Here is an 18,073-nt window from a genome sequence, read left to right on the forward strand (position 1 = left end):
ATGCAATCGCTGATGACGCCGAGGCACAAGCCAGTGCCGGTCGAAATTCTCGAATCGGAGATCAGGCGGGTCTGCGGCTCGTTTGATCTGGAGCCGATGCGGCGAACGGGCGTCGTCAATGGCGACGTCATCACGCGGCGGATCGGTCCCTTCGATACGGCGATCGTCGCGCTCGATGCCTCCGAGGTTGCGCGCAGCCCCCGCTCCATCCGGCAGGACCCCGGTGAATATTTCTTCCTGCTGGTGCAGGATGCCGGCCAGTGCCGCGTCGAGCAGGGCGATCGGGTGGCCGAGCTTTCGCCCGGCGACATGTTCCTTGTCGATTCAGTGAAACCTTCCACTTTCTTCTATAGGGGTGAGCGTTCGAACCAGGTCTCGCTGCACATTCGGCGTGAGGAGATGATGCACCGCTTCGGCCATGCCTGCGCTGGCGGCCTGTCCGTTTCGCGCGACGACCCGCTCTGGCTCGCCATGCGCGCCGTCATCGCAAAAATGTTGCTGGAGGAGGGCGCGCAGGCGCAGCTTGGCGAGGCCCTTCTCTGTCTCTTGGGCGCTTACCTGCATTCCAACCGTGTCAGCGGCGCGCGCGCCGAAACCCTGCTTTCCCGTGCGCTGGCGATGATCGACCGGCATCGTGCGGATCCGACCTTCGGCCCGCACGAACTCGCTGCCCGCCTCAATGTCTCGGAGCGCATGTTGCAGCGGCATTTCCGTCCGCTGGGCGAGACGCCCGGTCACAGGCTGCTCAATCGCCGGTTGGACCTTGCCCATTCGCGGCTTTCCGCGCGCAAGGGGGAGCAAGTGGCGGAAGGCGTCACCGCAGTCGCCTTCGACTGCGGCTTTAACGATCTTTCCTATTTCTACCGCGAGTTCCGCAAGAAATACGGCACCACGCCGGGCGCGGTCGCGCGCTGCCAGTGACGCTTTTTATCAGGACGGCCCCGGGGTGCATGACAAGAAGGACTAAGCGACTTGCCACGACCAACTCTCGAAAGAGCCCCGGGCTTAGAGCCCGGGGCTAAACCGTGTGTGTTTGGTTGGGAGAAGTGATTGATGCACACACGTGTGAGGGACCGGTTCACTCCACGCCACCTTGCGGGCGGCTGAGATAGGTAATCAGATCTCTGATTTCCTGATCATTCTTCAAGCCGGCGAAACCCATCCTCGTCCCGGGGACAGCCTTCTTGGGAGAATGCAGGAACGTTGCCAGGGAGTTTTCATCCCAAACTCTTCCACCCTCGGCATATTTCGTAAGAGCGCTGGAGTATTTAAACGTACTCACACTTGCGATTGGTCGGCCCACGATACCGCGGAGGTACGGACCGACTGCGTGGCGCTCTTGATCGAGAAGGTGGCAAGCCGCGCATCGACCGAATACCTTCTTGCCCGTTACGGGATCGCCGTCGGCGGCAACACCGGGCTGTGCCGTTGCTGACGAAACGATCGCCAAGGAGAAAAGAAACTTCCACATTTCACTCATCCACGAAGTTCTTATGCGGTGTGCCTGTCGCATCAGTATTTTCCGAACGAGTACATATCGGCCTTGATTACCCACGCGCCGTTCTCCTTTGTCCAGAGGAAGAGCGAACGAACGGTGGTTGGCGCTGATGGCTTGTCCTTGGACGGGAGCGTCCACAGCACCCAAGTACCAATTGGTCCGTTCTCCGATGGAATGATACGTTCGATAGCGAGATGCGCTTCAGGGAAGGCGGTGATCAAACTTTGCACCAGCGGCTTGGCTTCCGCACGGCCGTCGGCTGGGTCGGTGAGCTCCTCGCCGGCGATCAGGATGTCCTGAGCATAAAGGTTATCAACGAGGCCCGTTGCATCACCTGCATTCCAGTACCTCTCAAGCGCTTGCAGCCTTTCGCCCATGATCGATTCCGCGGTTGTTTCGGCGGCTTCCACGCTCGCGCCGAAGCAGCCAATTAGAAACGCAATGGCAATCGTTTTCCTATAAGACATGGTCTCCTCCCTTTATGCCTTGTTGAGGGCGTTGATAACCGTGTGGGCGACATGGCTGCCGCGTTCGATCGCGCCGTCGATGAAGCCCCGCCAGCCGTTCGCGCTGTCGGCGCTTGCGAAGTGAACGAGTCCTTCCGCGGTCTGCAGCGCCGCGAGGGCGTTGGTAAACTGACCTTTGCGGTAGAAGCACCAAGTTCCGCCGATGTATTCGTCCTCCGCCCACGGAAAGCCGGCAATATCGAGCACTTTCGCGCCGGGAATGAACTGATTTACGTACGGCGTGAGGACAGTTGGATCGAGAAGATCAAGTTCCGTTGGCGCACCGAAAGCGACCAACGTGGTGCGGTCTCCTTCCGCGTACTCCGTCCAGAACATGCTTAGCGGGAAGGGGTAGGGGGCGGAGGCGAGATAGTTCCCAATGTTCTTGTCAATGGTGAAGTAGAATTTGACACCTTTGCCGGTATGCCCTTCCTTCGACGCCGCGATTTTGGCGGGCATCAACGGAGGGTCGAACTCGACGTTCTTCAGGGTGTTCATTGGGACTGTCGAAATGACGCGCTTCGCCTGGAAGGTTTCTCCATTTTCGACCGTTACGAAGACTGCATCCGCATTTTGGGTGACCCTCTTAACTGCGGTCGAAAGCCTCACTTCCGGCTTGCCATCTTCAATTAACTTTTTGATGAGGCCCGCAGTACCTTCCTTGATCTTGTAGTGGCCACAGCGATCCCACAGAAGTCCCACATTAAAGTCGCCGAGAGAGTACCATTTCAGCATGTCGACAAATCCGGCGAGCGCCGGGTCATTGTGACAGCAGATGGCGACCCAGGAATTGAGCATCGCCTTCTCTTCTTCGGTCGCATCGATCTGGGCGATGCGGTCGAGGCAGGTCATGCCGTCGTATTGTTTCCAGCTTTCCGTAGCAAACGGCGCGTGCGCTTGCGGGAAGATGGTCATTCCGCCCATGCCGTCGACGTCACAGAACTTCTGCATCGCGGCTACGAATATTTCGAGATAGACGTTCGCCGGCTCGGTACGTACTTTGCCGTCTACCATCCACGCGGCTTTGTCAGGGACCGCGCCGGCGCTTTCCTTGACACCGAGCCCATAGCGGGTCATTTCCGCCCATACGTGGGGCTGGCACCAATGAACCCAGGTGCCACCAAACTCTGTCGGATGATTGTTGAACTCGCCCGTATGGGTTCGTCCGCCAAGAATCGGCCTTGCTTCGAGGAGCAAGGTCTTCAGGCTGGCGTTGCCTAGTTCGCGGGCGGCGGTACAACCGGCGAAGCCGCCTCCAATGACGATCACGTCGAAACCGCTGTCCTCAGCTTCCGCAGGTCGCGTCGAAGTGAGTAGGGGCGCCGCGGCAATGAGACCGCCTCCCGCCTTGATAAGCCCACGGCGGCTGATGATGTTGTCTTGCGCTTTGGTCATGGCTTCCTCCCGTGCTGCAAGCGCCTTATGGGCGCGAAAAGCGTATTCCGGCTGCAGCCTGCTGCTGCTCCGATTCAATTCGTCAGAGGCGGACGCACGAAGGAGACGAGGTTCTTCTCTCCTCAGTGTTGTTCCCGTTGCGTTTTCGTGTTATCGGTCGTTTGACCTATTTTGTGTAAATTAGGTCATTCGACCTTTTTTTGTCAACGGTTTTTTCAGCAACATCTGAAAAGGATCGGCAGATGGATGAAACCGCCAGTACGAAGGCCGCGGTGGGACGAACGGGGCATGGCAGTATCCGCGGGATCCGTGAATTCGTGGCGCCCGGCGGACCCGAGCAGGAGGAAGGGGTTTTCTTTGGCGCCGCGGTCGCGAGCACGAAGGGACGAGAGCGGGTCCGGCAGATCCTCGATGAAGCGCTAAACATTATCGTAGCCGACGGGTTCGAGGGCTTGACGCTTCGCTCCGTGGCGCGAGGGGCAAAGATCACCATAGGCAATCTGCAGCACTACTTCGCAACCCATGACGACCTGCTTCGGGCGACCACACGGTACATACTGCACAATTACCTGCAGGAGTACGACCGCCTGGCGGATCTCCATAAGGGCGACGCCTTACATCAGTTCGAGGCGACCATGCGGTTCCTGATCGAAGACTGCAAGGATCCGCGAACAAATGCGATTTTCTTCAGCCTCTGGGCGCTGGCGCAAAGAAATTCTTTTGCGTCCGAGATGATGGATCTCATGTACTGCGACCATCGACAGTCGATCGAGAAGCAACTGGCTGCGATCAACCCCCACATGCCGAAAGACATGCGCCCGATCCGCGCAGCGCTCATTGCCGTTCAGATCGAGGGACTTATGTTGCTCATCGCGGCCAATCGTCCGAAGCACGCTGAACTCCGGGGCATCGAGGAAGAATGCCTGAATCAGATCCTTCGCCTCGCCCACTCTTCAGAATAAGGCGCGGGAATCGTCGCAAGCGGCCGTCACGCAAGCTGTCGCCGGGAGCGGTCGCGCGGTGCCAGTGACGCTTTTGTCCAAAAGGCGGGACGGCGCCGTCCAAGTCTGACGCTCCGCCTGCCTCTATCCTCTGCCGCCAATTGTCCCCGCCGGAGGAGGCGGGCGTTCACGGAGGAGGCGGAAATGATGGAATACAGGGCAACCATCGGCGGCAAGCCGGCGCCCGTCGGCTCGGATTTTGCCGTGCTCAACCCGGCCACGGGCGAGAAGGTCGGCCGCGCGCCGAACATGGGCGAGGCCGAACTGGACGCGGCCGTCGCCGTTGGCAAGGCGGCGTTTGTCTCGTGGTCAGCTCAGAGCGACGAGGCCTTGCAGGCAGCCTGCGCCGCGGTGACCGCAAAGATCGAGGAACACGCGGCGGAACTTGCCGAAATCATAACGCTAGAGCAGGGCAAGCCGCTGAACGGTCTCGGCTCGCGCTGGGAAATTGGGGGCGCCGTCGCGTGGGCCGGCTATACAACCGGGCTCTCGCTTCCGGCCAAAGTGCTGCAGGACAACGCGCAGGGCCGCGTCGAGCTACATCGCAAGCCCCTCGGGGTCATCGGCTCGATCACGCCGTGGAATTTCCCGGTGATGATCGCCATCTGGCATATCCTGCCGGCGCTGCGCACGGGCAACACGGTCGTCGTCAAACCGTCGCCCTACACGCCGCTTTCGACGCTGCGTCTCGTCGAGATCATGAACGAGGTGCTGCCGCCGGGCGTCGTCAATGTGGTGACGGGCGATGACAAGGCGTTCAACCTCGGCGCCGCCATGTCGGGGCATCCGGATATTCGCAAGATCGTCTTCACCGGCTCCTGCGCCACCGGCCAAAAGGTCATGAAGTCCGCGGCGGAGACGATGAAGCGCCTCACGCTGGAAATGGGCGGTAATGATGCCGGGATCGTGCTGCCGGATGCCGATCCCGCGAAGATCGCGGAGGGTCTCTTCTGGGGGGCATTCATCAACAACGGCCAGACCTGCGCGGCGATGAAGCGGCTCTATGTGCACGAGTCTATCCACGACGCGGTGTGCGACGCGCTAGTTGCCTATACCAAAAACATTCCGGTCGGCAACGGCATGGACGAGGCGAGCATCCTCGGGCCGATCCAGAACCGCATGCAGTTCGATAAGGTCTCGCGTCTCGTTGCGGATGCCAAGGCGCGCGGCCAGGTGCTCATCGGCGGCGAACCGGGGGAGGGATTGTTCTTCCCGCCGACTATCATCGCCGGCCTGCGCAATGGGGACGCGCTCGTCGATGAGGAGCAGTTCGGCCCGGCCCTGCCGGTTATCCGCTATTCCGATGTGGAGGAGGCGATCCGGCTTGCCAATGACAGCCCGAACGGGCTCGGCGGCTCGGTCTGGTCGTCCGATAGCGAGGCCGCGAAGAAGGTCGCGAGCCGCATGGCCTGCGGCTCGGTCTGGATTAACAAACACGGCGCCATCCAGCCGAATGCGCCCTTCGGCGGCGTGAAGGCTTCCGGCGTCGGTGTCGAGTTCGCGGAAGAGGGCCTTGCCGAATACACCGATATCCAGGTGGTCTTCGCCTGAAACACCAAAAGAAAGAGGGAACGATCATGAGACTGACGAAACATCTGGCCTCGACGGCCGTGGCGATCGGCTTTGCCGCTTCCGCGGCCGCGGCCCATCCGCTCGACGGGCTGAGCCCGGAAGAATACCAGAAGATCAACGAGATCCTGCGCGCCGAGAAGATCGTCGACGACAACACGCTTTATCCGCTGATCGACCTGAAGGAGCCGACCAAGGCCGACGTCCTCGCTTGGAAGGAAGGCGACAGCCTCGACCGCAAGGCGACGGTCCATTTCACCAGCGCCGACGGCTTCAGCGAGGCGGTCGTCAACATCACCAAGGGCACGGTCGAGAGCAACGAAAAGACTTCCGGCCAGCCGATGGTGCTCTTCACCGAGTTCATGAACGCGATTGAAGGCGCGCTCGGGCACCCGGATATGGTGGCGGGGCTGGCCAAGCGCGGGTTGAAGCCGGAGCAGGCCTTTTGCCTGCCGCTGACGGGCGGTAACTTCTTCACCGAGGAATACCAGAATTCCCGGCTGATGAAGGTGCCGTGCTACCACGTGCCGGACAGCTCGAACTTCTATGCCAAACCGATCGAGGGCCTGTTCGCCGTCTACGACATCGGCAAGAAGGAAGTGCTGCGCGTCATCGATACAGGCGCGATCGACCTGCCGAAGGATGGTTGGGGCTATACGGAGGAGGAGGTCGCCAAGCGCGTGCCGCTGCGGCCGGAAACCAAGCCCGTCAAGCTCGAGCAGGAAGGCGGGCCCAATTACAAGATTGATGGCAGCCATCTCGAATGGGACATCTGGCGGCTGAACCTCAGGGTCGACAAGCGTCCGGGCCTCGTCGTTTCCAATCTTGACGTGAACGACGGCGGCACCTGGCGGTCCGTCATCTACCAGACGCATCTTTCAGAGGTCTTCGTGCCCTATATGGATCCGACGGAGGGCTGGTACTGGCGTACCTATATGGACAGCGGAGAATACGGCTTCGGCCTCTTTCTTTCTCCGTTGACAGCCGGGGTCGATTGCCCGGCCAATGCGACCTTCCTGCCTGCGACGATCGCCGACGACAAGGGCAACCCGCTCGTCATTCCGAACGCGATCTGCATCTTCGAGCGCGGCACCGGCAATCCAGCCTGGCGTCATTTCGAGGTCTTCGCCCAGACGCCCGAAAAGCCGATTCCGGCCGAAGGGCGGCCGGCGACGGAGCTCGTGGTGCGTACCGCCTCGGAAGTCGGCAATTACGACTACCTTATCGACTACCGCCTGCAGCAGAACGGCCAGATCAACATTGACGTCGGCGCAAGCGGGCTCGATGCGGTGAAGGGTGTCGCCTCGACCTCGATGAAGGATCCGACCGCCAAGGCCGACACCGCCTATGGCACGCTGATCGCGCCCAACCTCGTCGCCGCCAATCACGACCACTATTTCAACTTCCGCATCGACTTCGACATCGACCAGCCAGTGAACCATTTCTCGACCATGGACATCGTCCCGGCCAAGGTCGACCCGAAGAGCCCGCGCAAGTCGATGTGGACGGTCGAACACAACATGCCGCAAACGGAGATGGAGGCGCGCTACAAAATTTCGGCCATGCAGCCGCGCTACTTCCACATCTCCAACCCGTCGCGCGAAGGTTATCTCGGCCACGAGCCCGGCTGGATGATCCATCACGGCAACGTTGCTTATGGCCCCTTTGACTATGCCAATGACCCGCCGATGAAGCGCAACGCCTATATCGAATATTCCGTGTGGAACACGGTCTACGATCCCGAGCAACGTTATGCCGGCGGCAAGTTCGCCATGCAGAGCGATGGCTCCGACACGCTTGCCGAATGGGTGAAGAAGGACCGTAACCTGATGGGTCAGGATATCGTCACCTGGTTCTCCGCCGGTTTCCACCATATTCCGCGCATGGAGGACTGGCCGGTGATGTCGACGGAATGGAAGACCGTGCACATCATGCCGCACAATTTCTTCGCCCATAACCCGGCGCTGACGCTCAGAAAGAAGTGAAGACAACGGAGCCCGGGCTAACCCCGGGCTCCACACCGCGAATAGTCCTTGCGCCGGCTTGCGCACGATCCTCCACGATCGACGCCAGCGCTTGGCGCGATCTGTCCGAAGGCTGATTACCGAATCAGATTGAACGAACTGGACTGCTTGCACGCATCTGCCCAGGGAATCAGTTCGGCCTTGCGCAAACCATCGACGCGGTGATCGAACTCCGCCGGATCGCCGAAGGGAAGGATTCGACGGCGGCGCTCGATAGAAAAACGAGATCGATTCGCATCGGCTCGGCCCATGCTGCCCGCGCCTCGGCAATCGCACCCAGATGACAGTAGCAAGATGCCAGCAGAGCCCAGGATATTTCCGAGGCCGATCATCAGCGATCACAAGTGCTGCCCGGAAATTGCGCGTCTCGAAGAATTTCCTGAATTCGATGGTCGATCGCCCTGTGGTGCGATAGAATCGCGAGCATTACCCAACCGCGCTGCCGGCCTGGTGGTCCGGAAAGAAGCTCTTTTTCGCGTTATCGGTAAAAGAATGGAACAAAGATTAGCCGCAGTCATGGCCGCCGATATGTCAGGCTACAGTCGGCTGATGGAGGCCGACGAGGCAGGCACGATCGCCCGGCTCAGAACCCATCGCATAGAATTGATCGATCCCGCCATTTCCAAGAACAAGGGGCGGATCATCAAGACGACGGGCGATGGCATGCTGGTGGAATTCCAGAGCGTGACCGACGCGGTCAGGTGCGCGGTGGAGATCCAGCAGCGCATGAAGCGACGCAATGCCGATGTCCCTCAGGATCGTCGGATCGAGTTCAGAATTGGCATCAATATTGGCGATATCATCTTCGAGGACGACGACATCTTCGGCGACGGCGTGAACATTGCCGCCCGAGTCGAGCAACTCGCGGATGTGGGCGGCATCTGCATTACCGCCGCGGTGGCGACGCAGATTGCCGATCGTCTCGAGCTCCTGATCGAGGATCTGGGCGAGAAGAGGCTCAAGAATATCAGCCGCCCCGTTCAGCTCTTTCGCATTGGCCTCGAAGGGGTAGGCCTCTCTCAGCCGGAGGATGCGGAGACGGTGACGCGGACCGTTTCGAAACCGTCGATCGTGGTGCTGCCCTTCACCAATATGAGCGGCGATCCCGATCAGGAGTTCTTCGCCGACGGACTGACCGAAGACATCATCACCGCATTGTCCCGCCGACACGAGCTGTTCGTCATCTCGCGCAATTCGAGCTTCGTCTACAAGAACAAGGCGGTGAACCTGCGTGAAGTCGCGGAGAAACTCGGGGCCCAGTACCTGGTGGAAGGGAGCGTCCGCAAGAGCGGCGATCGTGTGCGCGTCACGGTCCAGCTGATCGATGCGACCAACGACGCGCATATCTGGGCGGACAAGTACGACCGGAAGCTGGACGACATATTCGCGATACAGGACGAAGTAACGGCGGCGATCGCGGCCACGCTGCCGGGGCGTGTCGAGGCGGCGCAGCGAGACCAGCTCGAGCGGACGAAGCCCGCGAACATGGCTGCTTACGAGTGCGCTCTTGCCGCCAAGGTCTTGCATCACAGGGGCACAGTTTCGGACAACGCGCAGGCGCAGGCGCTGATCGCAAGGGCGATCGAGCTCGATCCGGGCTATGCCCACGCGCATGCCTGGCGCGCGTGCATCCTGGGCCAGGCCTGGGTTCATGGCTGGTGCGAGAACAAGGAGGCAACCTGGAACGAAGTGATCGCCGAGCTGGACCGGGCGCTGGCGCTGGACGACAACGACGCCGACGTGCATCGCATCCTCGCCGCGGTGAATGTGAACAACAACGCACTGACCACGGCCCGTTACCACCAGGAGCGAGCACTTTCGCTCAATCCCAATTACGACCTCGTGGTGGTTCAGCAGGGCGAGCTGCTGACGTGGCTGGGACGGCCCGAAGAAGGCATCGAATGGATCCGCAAAGCCATGCGGCTCAATCCGCACCACCCCGAGCGGTTCTGGAGCCATCTCGGCAAGGCGCATTTCGCTGCGCGCCAGTATGGCGAGGCGGTCGAAGCCTTCATGCATCTCTCCGCGATGGACCACCTCCAGCATGCGTTCCTGGCCGCCTGCTACGGCTGGCTCGGCGACGACATTGCCGCTCAGGCGCATCTCGAGAAAGTCACGGCACTCGCTCCCGAATTCGAGATCGATTCCTTTCTGTCAACCTTGCACTACGCCCAGGAGTCCGACTTCGAGCATCTGCGTGAAGGGCTTGTCAAAGCTGCAAGGGGCCGCAGCGGCCCGCCCTCGACTGCGGAGGGCGCAGCGGCCCGATAGATGCAGGCGTGCCATTCCGAAGTCTTGGCCCCGTCGAGGCTCGCGACTATCGCCGTCGGTGCGCGCCCTAACGATGGCGGAGCGTACCGACGGTGACGCGTTAACGCGAGCAGAGCGCCTATAGGCCGAACGCCTATTGCGCCGGCGCAGGCTCGGCGGGTGCAGGAGTGGCCGGGGCGGGCTCGGCTGGTGCGGGCGTCGCCGGCGCTGTTTCGGTTGCGGCGGGTGCCGGGGGCGCTTCGGCCGTCGGTTCATTTGTGCCTGGTATCAAGAAAATAACCGCTATGACGACGACCGCGACCACAATAATTCCGATGATCACGTTTCTGTTCATGGGGTAATTCCTCCGATCCTCGAGACCATCGTGGGGTGATGGTCTGGAACGATTATTGGTGCGAAGCTCCGATTATGCAATTGATGTTCGTCGGGTTGAGATGATGCAAATCTGGCAATATGAGAGCGCGCAATAAAATTGTGCGCCTGCCGAGCGAATTCGTCAATACGACGGCGTGCGGGGCAGTTCGGGAGTTGGTAATGAAGCGTGCCGAGCTGATCGGCCTTCCTGCTACCGGACTTCTTCGGAGCCCTTGCCGCGCAAAGTTTGCGACGGCAACACCCCGAACCTTTTCTTGTAGTCCGCGGCGAAGCGGCCAAGATGCGTGAAACCCCATTTCAGGGCAACATCTGCAATGCTCTGCACCCCATGTCCGTTCATCAGGTCCTGATGGGCGGCGGTCAGCCGAATCTCGAGAAGATAGGCCCTGGGTGTCGTCATGCGGAATTGACGGAAACCCTGCTGCAAAGTGCGTACGCTCACCTTGGCTGCGGCGGCAATGTCGTCCATGGTGATCGGTTCGGAGATATGGGCGTGCATGAAGTCTATCGCCCATTTCACATGCCGCGGAGCGGGCAGGGGCGCAGGCGTCGCGAGTTGATCCGAATAGCGGTGCTGAGCAGCTTCCAGGATGAGGTGCGTGACGGCATCGCATATCGAGGCAAGCGCCATCGGGGATTGCCTGAGCGGGGCGTCGCCGCGCAGGCCGTTGCACGCCGTTTCGACAAGTTGCATGAGGGCCAGCCCGGGCCCATTCCCTAGTTCGATGTAGGGGTGGAATTCGAGATCGCCGTTGACCGACCGTTCCAGCATACTGGTCAAATGAGCGGCAAGCTTGCGATGGTCGATGAACAGCGCGAGGTGCCGTCGTGGTCCGAAGATCTGGACGCTTGCGCTGCGCGTGCTGTCGATGATCGTTCCCTGGCCCGGTGCCGACAGGATCTGGCGCATGCCGGGATCGAAGATGGCCTTCCCGAGGGTCGGCAGAAAGATCAAGAGCTTGTTGCTCTCCGCCTGCCGAGTGCATTGAAAGGTCCCCTCATAGGAGCAACTGGCGAAGGATACCGTGCCTGCCGGGAAGAATTCGCAGTCGAACGACAGAGATCCGCCGCTCAGCGTCTCGACCTTTATGGGCGATGTGCGTGTGGACAATGCAGCTTCAAGTTCCTCCGCGCCGGTGCCACGAACGGACGTGGCCGCGTGAAAATGCACTTTGTCCACCTCGATCCTGTCTCCATTGCCGGCGGGATGAGGTGTTCTGGCCCTTGCTGGAGAGACGTCCGGCTCCGCAGCTCTGCGGCCGCGCTGAGCCTTGCCTCCATACGTTCGGGTCAGATGGTAATCCCGCCGAATTCATTCGCCGCAACGAAAAATCGCGCCGGAACATTCCTTGTTCTGTATGAGTTAAAGCACCACCAAAAACATCGCTGATCGAGAATATCCTCTCGCAATGTGGATATGAGATGCGGTATCTGGATACTAAATACGCAATCTGATCAACACACTATCATGTTTTCACGCAAGTTCGACAGGCCGTTTGCCAGATTTGACTAAGCGTCTTGATCATCCGCGTGAAGGCGAACTCGTGATTTACGAATTGTTGACATGACCGAGAGGGATGCCTAATTCTGCGGCAAGGATTTGATAAAGTCGAGGGAAGTGGCAATGGCAGTCCATCAAGACAGCACGTCCTGTGATTTCATGCGGTGCTCCCTGCTTTTCTGCCGCCTAGGCTTGGCTGAATAATTGACGCCCGTTTTTCCCCCGCGTATCCTGATCACTGGCTTTCTACTACCGCGCCTCGTGTCTCGTCAGACGCGCATGTCTCCTCAAATCTTGCGAGAGCCGGTTGCCGTGTCCGATGGGACGCCGCAAGCCGTATGCGCGCCGGAGGCGTTTCCTTGAACCTCATCCTTGACATTTGCGCCAACCGGGATTGCGAAACCGATCCGACGACGGCGCGCAGCTGGAAGCCATGGATTTCCGGGCAGCCGAGCCGAGAAATTCGGCTTTGCCGAGAGTTCCCTTGGGAGGCAGCATCATGAACATATCGCGGCGTGCGTTTTGCGGCATGGGTATGCTGGCTGCGGCAAGTCCCCTGAGCTTTCAGGCCATTGCAAATCCCTCCGCTCGCAAGGTGCGAGTGGGTGTCCTGAAGTTCGGTACGGTGAACTGGGAACTCGACACCATCAAGCACCATCGGTTCGACGCGGCCAACGGGGTCGATGTTGACGTGGCCTATTTCGCCGGGGAAGACGCCACCAATGTCGCCATGCTGGCAGGCGACCTCGACGTCATCGTTTCCGACTGGTTGTGGGTGTCGCGCCAGCGTTCGGAAGGCGAAGATCTTACGCTTGCGCCATACTCGACCGCTGTCGGGGCGGTGATGGTCCGGGAGGACGCTCCAATTCATGGCGTCCCGGATCTTGTGGGAAAGAAAGTTGGCGTGGCCGGTGGGGCACTCGACAAGAGCTGGCTTCTGATCCTGGGACTGGCGCAGCGGGACCACAAGATCGACCTTGCCAGGGAGGGCGAGATCGTCTTCGGCGCGCCGCCGCTGCTCTTTGAAAAGGCCCTCTCCGGCGAGCTCGATGCGGTCTTGAACTTCTGGCATTTCTGCGCACGGCTGGAAGCAAACGGCTTTCGTCGCCTGATCGGTGCCGACGATACGGCCAAGGCGCTCGGGGCGTCGGGACCGGTGTCGGCGCTCGGATACGTGTTCCATGAGAAGTGGGCGGATGAATACCGGGACGCGGCGATGGGTTTTGTCAAGGCCAGTGCCGCGGCCAAGAAGCTCTTGGGTGAATCCGATGCCGAATGGCGGCGCCTGGCCCCAATCATGCGAGCCGAAGGCAGGGAACTCGAGCTGCTGCGTGATCGCTACCGCGAAGGCATTCCCAAACGGCCCGTTGCCGAAGAGGAGAGCGATGCCGCCAAGCTGTACGACGTTCTCGCGGACTTGGGCGGTGCGAGACTGGTCGGCGAGGCCCGGCAGATGGCTTCCGGGACTTTCTGGGCTGCACTGAATACATGAGAGCGGGATTCGGGCTGGGAAACCGAGACCTTGCAGTTCGGCGTGCAAGCACACTCGTTCGGGGTATCGGCCCCGTCCTGCCCATGGTCACGGTCGCGCTGTCGCTGGCCGCGCTCTGCCTCATCTGGAGTCTCGCGGCCGGGTTCTGGCCGAGCCGCGCGTTTCCGCCGCCGCTTGAGGTCTGGCGTGTGCTCCTCAGGGAGGCGGTGAGTGGCGAACTTGGTTATCACCTGGCGATGACCCTCTGGCGGGTCGCGGCGGCCTATCTCGTTGCCATGATCCTTGGGTCGGTGATCGGTGTCCTGCTTGGTACGCATTGGCGAGCGGACGCCTTCTTCAGTCCGTGGCTGGTCCTCTTCCTCAATCTACCGGCACTTGTCGTGATCGTACTCGCCTATATCTGGTTCGGCCTGACGGAGGCCGCCGCGATCGGCGCCGTTGCCATCAACAAAATACCCACTGTGGTCGTCGCGATGCGCGAAGGTGCAAGGGCGCTCGATTTCAGATATGCCGAAATGGCGGCGGTCTTTCGGCTCGGTCCGCTCGACCGTCTCCGCCATATCCTGATGCCGCAGTTGCAGCCCTATTTCGCGGCTGCCTCCCGCTCCGGCATCGCACTGATCTGGAAGATCGTCCTCGTCGTCGAGTTGCTCGGCCGTTCCAGCGGCGTCGGCTTTCAGATCTATCTCTACTTCCAGATATTCGATGTCGCTGCCATCCTTGCCTATACCCTGGCTTTCGTGGCCATCATGCTGTTGATCGAACTCATTCTGGTACAGCCCTTTGAACGACATGCAACCCGCTGGCGTCGCCCCGCTTAAGGTCGACATTGCCGAGAAGACGTTCCGGTCTGCCGAGGGCGTCATGATCGACGTATTGCGTGAGCTTTCCTTCGAGGTGCGGCAGGGGGAGTTTGCCTGCTTGCTTGGCCCCTCGGGCTGCGGAAAGACCACGACTCTGCGAATTCTCATGGGTCTCGATCGGGAGTTTTCCGGTCGTTATCAGTTGCCGGAAGGCAGTTCTAAGCGCATTGCCGCGGTCTTCCAGGAGCCGGTGCTGCTCCCATGGCGGACGGTGGAGCAGAATGTCCGTCTTGCGCTTTCCCCGCGGTTCAGGGGCAAAGACCTCGACTCGCTGTTCGAAATCCTTGGCCTCTCCGCGATGCGGTCGTTCTATCCCTCGGAGCTTTCGCTTGGCCTTGCGCGCCGTGCCGCCCTGGCGCGGGCTTTTGCGACGGAACCCTCGGTTCTATTTTTGGACGAACCGTTCGCCTCGCTCGACGAACGGACCGCCGACAGATTGCGCCGTCTTCTGATATCGGTATGGGCGGCTCGGCCAACCACCGTCCTGATGGTGACTCACAATTTACGCGAGGCCCTCCTGCTTGCGGACCGCATCATCGTGCTGACACCGAGTCCGGCCCAGGTGCTCGGGGTGTTCGATCTGCGCCTCTCACGCGAATTTCGCGACACGCGAGCGCTCGATGATCTCATTCTGGATTTTCACAAGAGGTTTCCTATCTCAGTGTGATCGCGCCGCAAAGTCGCGAGCACCGCCCGGGGGCCAATGGCAGGGCACTCAAGCCGGAGCCCGATCTGACGATCGACCCATTCACCAGGGAGAATGGTGGTTAGCGCACGACCTATCGGATCACGATGGGCGTGCGTCCCTCCGAACATCAACCCGCTCTTGCTCTCGTATGGTGTCCCGTTTCTCAACGAGCAGGGCGAGATGATCACGGAGTGACGTTCGGGTACCTGGCAGGTCATCTCTATCCGCGGACCGCCGCCCATTGGAGGTCTTGCAAAAGGACCCGTCCTGGACAGAGATGATGTTCAAGGGAGGATGGAGATATGGATGTGCGCGCCGCCGTGGCCGTTCAGGCCAGCAAACCTCTGGAAGTGATGACGGTGCAACTCGAAGGCCCTCGGGCCGGCGAGGTGCTCGTCGAGGTCAAGGCGACTGGCATCTGCCACACCGACGATTTCACCCTTCTCCGGGGCCGATCCGGAGGGGCTGTTTCCGGCCATCCTCGGCCATGAGGGCGCCGGCATCGTCGTCGATGTCGGCAATGTTGGTTTCGGCGTCCTTGGGCTAATCCGTCGCCAGACGATCGGGGAATAGGTCGTTGATCTTGTAGGCAACCTCGGTCCTGTTGCTCGCATTGATCCTCTTCATGATGTTGCGGATATGTACTTTGACCGTGCTTTCGCGCAGATTGAGTTCATGGGCGATCATCTTGTTCGCCTTGCCGCGGCGCAACGCCTCCGCTACCTCGACCTGACGATCGGTGAGTATGCCGGCATAGGGTCGTGCGGCCATGCCGCCCGGTTCGAACAGGTGACGCATCGCGAAGATGCTGCTGGCCGGTACAAAGATGCCGCCTGCCATGGAGAGCAGGATCGCCTCGAGACAGACATCGATGCTGACAGAGGAAGGGATGTAGCCCTTCGCACCATATTCCAGTGCCTTGACGACCTGGGTGAGTTCGTCGGTGTCGGTCAGCAGGATTACAGGAGCAGGCGCAAGTTCGGCGACGAGATTGCGGACTTCGCTTTCCACGTCGGGGTCTTCGAGCTGTCGTTCCGCGACGTTCAATAGCACTGCGCAGGGAGGCGGGCCGTCTTGCCGATGCCTTTCCCATTCCTCCGCCGAACTATACGTGAGCACATCGCGCTCCGGCTTCGCCGCGGAGATGTTCTGTGCCAGACACTCGCGCCTGAGTTCGCGCTTGTCGATGATGACAAGCGGCCGGTCCGGCGGCCGACCGCCGGCGCCGTTTTTCGTAAATGCATCTGCGGCCCGCAATCTCAGAGGGCGAACAGATGCCGGATATTCGTTTCCATCCCCTGTGCCTGATGAGTTCATCGTCCTGCCCTCAAGCACCTCACTTATGTGTTTACTCTGTCCTGGAGCTCCGACTTGCGTACCGATTGGATCCGTAAGCAATTCAAAACCAAGATTCGAAAGGTACTATGATTAATCGCGTCATAGAACGACCAAATTGGGACGGTTGGAAAGGTATAAATGGCGTTTCTATGTAATTGCGGAGTTCGTCTTTATTCTCTTCTGTACCTCGGATGTATGGTCATTGGTGGTATTTCCCCACTCTCTTGAGGTAGGCGATCAATGATTGCATCGCACGCGGTGCGACACGGTGTGCCCACATGTCGATGCTCGCGCTCGGGTGCGTGGCGGACCGGCCGCGCCGAGGCAGCCGGATTGTGTGTTGCTGCCTTCGATAGCTCACCAGGCGCGGCGGGAGGATGGATGATCCGACGATTTTTTGACCTGCAGCGATATTTGCAGAGGCCACTTCATTTTTTGGTGAAGACCTATTAGACTATCGATTGTAATTTTGCCAGTTTACCATCGTTCTGTTGTCGATTGCTCGGATAATAACCTGTAGCCTCACTCAAAGGTATTAATGAAAAAGAGTTATTATGAGTATTCGTCCTACAAGACGTGCCTGTTAGACATGAATTATTGATTTCTTTTTTCGCAGCGGCGACCATTTTTATCAGAGGGACAATGTGATGGCTTCATCGGTATCGACGTTCGAGAAAGTTTCGGTATTTGCGCGGGACCCGTCGGGAGTGCAAGGCGTATCGAGAGAGGATGCAGACGGCGGGGTTCAGGACAAGGTCGGCAAACGAGCCCTCATTCTGCTCGATAGCAGGGCACTCGACCGCGAATGCCTCGCGAGGACACTGACCAATCATGGCCTGGGCATGGACGTGATCGCGTTCGGCTCGATCGAAGAATGGCGCGAAAAAAAAGATCGTTGCCCACCGACTGGAGCCGTCCTCCTCAATATGGGGGCGCGGAAGGTTACCGAGATAAGCCCGGACATTTCTAAGCTCGCCTCGGAATTTCGTCCCCTTCCGGTCGTCGTCCTGTCGGACAATGACGACATCACCCAGATATTGAAAGTGCTCGAATCCGGCGCCCGGGGCTACATCCCCACGTCGGTTGGCGTCGAGGTCTGCATTGAAGCGATTGGGCTGGCGATCGCCGGGGGGACATTTGTTCCGGCGAGCAGCATTCTTGCCGTGCGCCATCTGATCGAGACGGGAAAGCCGGAGCCGGCGCCGCTCGCTGGCATGTTCACCCTGCGCCAGGCGGAAGTCGTGCAGGCTTTGCGCAAGGGCAAGGCCAACAAGATCATCGCCTATGAGCTCAACCTTCGCGAGAGCACGGTCAAGGTTCACATTCGTAACATCATGAAGAAGCTGAAGGCATCGAACCGGACCGAGGTGGCCTACAAGCTGAACGACCTGTTTGCAGGCGACGCCGGCTACCCGTGAGCACATGATCCCGCTGGAGCCGCGCGTCCGTTCAGACGCGCGAAGGTGTAGCACTTCGAATTGCTGCATGCCTATATCCTTCTGTGGTTGCCGCCCGTTGACACGCTTCACATGCCTTGGTGAAGGCAGCCCTT

Annotated in this window: 15 protein-coding genes and 1 pseudogene; 10 read left to right on the forward strand and 6 right to left on the reverse strand. The window is 60.0% G+C overall.

The genetic code is table 11. The features are described 5' to 3' along the window. Positions 1-921, forward strand: a complete 921-nt coding sequence (locus tag EKH55_RS23655) for a helix-turn-helix domain-containing protein (RefSeq protein WP_151613387.1) — start codon at positions 1-3, stop codon at positions 919-921. A 157-nt stretch (positions 922-1,078) separates the two neighbouring features. On the opposite strand, the gene EKH55_RS23660 is transcribed toward EKH55_RS23655, so the two are convergent. Genes EKH55_RS23660 through EKH55_RS23670 form a run of 3 tightly spaced genes read right to left on the reverse strand, consistent with a single transcriptional unit; the run spans position 1,079 to position 3,399 of the window. Beyond that, positions 1,079-1,471: a c-type cytochrome gene (locus EKH55_RS23660; RefSeq protein ID WP_151613388.1), complete on the reverse strand. Its 393-nt coding sequence runs from the start codon at positions 1,469-1,471 to the stop codon at positions 1,079-1,081. A 41-nt stretch (positions 1,472-1,512) separates the two neighbouring features. Then, positions 1,513-1,965, reverse strand: a complete 453-nt coding sequence (locus tag EKH55_RS23665) for a nuclear transport factor 2 family protein (protein ID WP_151613389.1) — start codon at positions 1,963-1,965, stop codon at positions 1,513-1,515. 12 nt (positions 1,966-1,977) lie between these two features. Further along, positions 1,978-3,399: a flavin monoamine oxidase family protein gene (locus EKH55_RS23670; RefSeq protein WP_151613390.1), complete on the reverse strand. Its 1,422-nt coding sequence runs from the start codon at positions 3,397-3,399 to the stop codon at positions 1,978-1,980. Positions 3,400-3,641: 242 nt separating this feature from the next. On the opposite strand from EKH55_RS23670, the gene EKH55_RS23675 reads away from it, so the two are divergent. The 3 genes from EKH55_RS23675 to EKH55_RS23685 all read left to right on the forward strand — a co-directional run bounded on the left by EKH55_RS23675 (position 3,642) and on the right by EKH55_RS23685 (position 7,954). Beyond that, on the forward strand, positions 3,642-4,361 hold the full coding sequence (locus tag EKH55_RS23675) for a TetR/AcrR family transcriptional regulator (RefSeq protein WP_151613391.1): 720 nt from the start codon (positions 3,642-3,644) through the stop codon (positions 4,359-4,361). Between the two features lie 183 nt (positions 4,362-4,544). Next, a complete protein-coding gene (locus tag EKH55_RS23680; RefSeq protein ID WP_151613392.1) occupies positions 4,545-5,951 on the forward strand; it encodes an aldehyde dehydrogenase family protein in 1,407 nt (468 codons plus the stop codon). Between the two features lie 26 nt (positions 5,952-5,977). Continuing rightward, complete coding sequence (locus EKH55_RS23685; protein WP_192803802.1) at positions 5,978-7,954, forward strand: copper amine oxidase; 1,977 nt, start codon at positions 5,978-5,980, stop codon at positions 7,952-7,954. A gap of 116 nt (positions 7,955-8,070) precedes the next feature. Here the strand turns inward: EKH55_RS23685 and EKH55_RS29510 are convergent, their stop codons facing one another. Further along, positions 8,071-8,244: a hypothetical protein gene (locus EKH55_RS29510; RefSeq protein WP_192803803.1), complete on the reverse strand. Its 174-nt coding sequence runs from the start codon at positions 8,242-8,244 to the stop codon at positions 8,071-8,073. Between the two features lie 241 nt (positions 8,245-8,485). Here EKH55_RS29510 and EKH55_RS23690 point away from each other — a divergent pair, with 241 nt between their 5' ends. Beyond that, complete coding sequence (locus EKH55_RS23690; protein WP_151613393.1) at positions 8,486-10,264, forward strand: adenylate/guanylate cyclase domain-containing protein; 1,779 nt, start codon at positions 8,486-8,488, stop codon at positions 10,262-10,264. A 565-nt stretch (positions 10,265-10,829) separates the two neighbouring features. On the opposite strand, the gene EKH55_RS23700 is transcribed toward EKH55_RS23690, so the two are convergent. After that, positions 10,830-11,819 carry an AraC family transcriptional regulator gene (locus tag EKH55_RS23700; RefSeq protein ID WP_151613394.1) on the reverse strand — a complete coding sequence of 330 codons (990 nt, stop codon included), beginning with the start codon at positions 11,817-11,819 and terminating at the stop codon, positions 10,830-10,832. Between the two features lie 820 nt (positions 11,820-12,639). On the opposite strand from EKH55_RS23700, the gene EKH55_RS23705 reads away from it, so the two are divergent. The 4 genes and pseudogenes from EKH55_RS23705 to EKH55_RS23720 form a co-directional block, all read left to right on the forward strand. Continuing rightward, entirely contained in the window at positions 12,640-13,632 is a 993-nt protein-coding gene (locus EKH55_RS23705) for an ABC transporter substrate-binding protein (RefSeq protein WP_151613395.1), read from the forward strand. 83 nt (positions 13,633-13,715) lie between these two features. After that, on the forward strand, positions 13,716-14,453 hold the full coding sequence (locus EKH55_RS23710; RefSeq protein ID WP_192803804.1) for an ABC transporter permease: 738 nt from the start codon (positions 13,716-13,718) through the stop codon (positions 14,451-14,453). Beyond that, complete coding sequence (locus tag EKH55_RS23715; protein WP_151613927.1) at positions 14,425-15,162, forward strand: ABC transporter ATP-binding protein; 738 nt, start codon at positions 14,425-14,427, stop codon at positions 15,160-15,162. Before EKH55_RS23710 ends, EKH55_RS23715 begins: the two co-directional genes overlap by 29 nt. A 323-nt stretch (positions 15,163-15,485) precedes the next feature. Next, positions 15,486-15,702: pseudogene (locus EKH55_RS23720) on the forward strand (alcohol dehydrogenase catalytic domain-containing protein); the annotation flags it as partial. Between the two features lie 24 nt (positions 15,703-15,726). Here EKH55_RS23720 and EKH55_RS23725 read toward each other — a convergent pair. Next, positions 15,727-16,500, reverse strand: coding sequence for a response regulator transcription factor (locus tag EKH55_RS23725; RefSeq protein ID WP_069460074.1), 774 nt, complete (start codon positions 16,498-16,500; stop codon positions 15,727-15,729). A gap of 668 nt (positions 16,501-17,168) precedes the next feature. On the opposite strand from EKH55_RS23725, the gene EKH55_RS23730 reads away from it, so the two are divergent. Further along, on the forward strand, positions 17,169-17,939 hold the full coding sequence (locus tag EKH55_RS23730) for a LuxR C-terminal-related transcriptional regulator (protein ID WP_069460075.1): 771 nt from the start codon (positions 17,169-17,171) through the stop codon (positions 17,937-17,939). The last annotated feature ends 134 nt before the right edge of the window (positions 17,940-18,073 follow it).

It is taken from the genome of Sinorhizobium alkalisoli (assembly GCF_008932245.1).
Lineage (GTDB): Bacteria > Pseudomonadota > Alphaproteobacteria > Rhizobiales > Rhizobiaceae > Sinorhizobium > Sinorhizobium alkalisoli.

What these genes read in the sequence shown, in the direction of transcription:
- EKH55_RS23655 (WP_151613387.1), top strand. Translation starts at nt 1, where the DNA reads ATGCAATCGCTGATGACGCCGAGGCACAAGCCAGTGCCGGTCGAAATT.
- EKH55_RS23660 (WP_151613388.1), bottom strand. Translation starts at nt 1,471, where the DNA reads ATGTGGAAGTTTCTTTTCTCCTTGGCGATCGTTTCGTCAGCAACGGCA.
- EKH55_RS23665 (WP_151613389.1), bottom strand. Translation starts at nt 1,965, where the DNA reads ATGTCTTATAGGAAAACGATTGCCATTGCGTTTCTAATTGGCTGCTTC.
- EKH55_RS23670 (WP_151613390.1), bottom strand. Translation starts at nt 3,399, where the DNA reads ATGACCAAAGCGCAAGACAACATCATCAGCCGCCGTGGGCTTATCAAG.
- EKH55_RS23675 (WP_151613391.1), top strand. Translation starts at nt 3,642, where the DNA reads ATGGATGAAACCGCCAGTACGAAGGCCGCGGTGGGACGAACGGGGCAT.
- EKH55_RS23680 (WP_151613392.1), top strand. Translation starts at nt 4,545, where the DNA reads ATGATGGAATACAGGGCAACCATCGGCGGCAAGCCGGCGCCCGTCGGC.
- EKH55_RS23685 (WP_192803802.1), top strand. Translation starts at nt 5,978, where the DNA reads ATGAGACTGACGAAACATCTGGCCTCGACGGCCGTGGCGATCGGCTTT.
- EKH55_RS29510 (WP_192803803.1), bottom strand. Translation starts at nt 8,244, where the DNA reads ATGGGCCGAGCCGATGCGAATCGATCTCGTTTTTCTATCGAGCGCCGC.
- EKH55_RS23690 (WP_151613393.1), top strand. Translation starts at nt 8,486, where the DNA reads ATGGAACAAAGATTAGCCGCAGTCATGGCCGCCGATATGTCAGGCTAC.
- EKH55_RS23705 (WP_151613395.1), top strand. Translation starts at nt 12,640, where the DNA reads ATGAACATATCGCGGCGTGCGTTTTGCGGCATGGGTATGCTGGCTGCG.
- EKH55_RS23710 (WP_192803804.1), top strand. Translation starts at nt 13,716, where the DNA reads ATGGTCACGGTCGCGCTGTCGCTGGCCGCGCTCTGCCTCATCTGGAGT.
- EKH55_RS23715 (WP_151613927.1), top strand. Translation starts at nt 14,425, where the DNA reads ATGCAACCCGCTGGCGTCGCCCCGCTTAAGGTCGACATTGCCGAGAAG.
- EKH55_RS23725 (WP_069460074.1), bottom strand. Translation starts at nt 16,500, where the DNA reads ATGAACTCATCAGGCACAGGGGATGGAAACGAATATCCGGCATCTGTT.
- EKH55_RS23730 (WP_069460075.1), top strand. Translation starts at nt 17,169, where the DNA reads ATGGCTTCATCGGTATCGACGTTCGAGAAAGTTTCGGTATTTGCGCGG.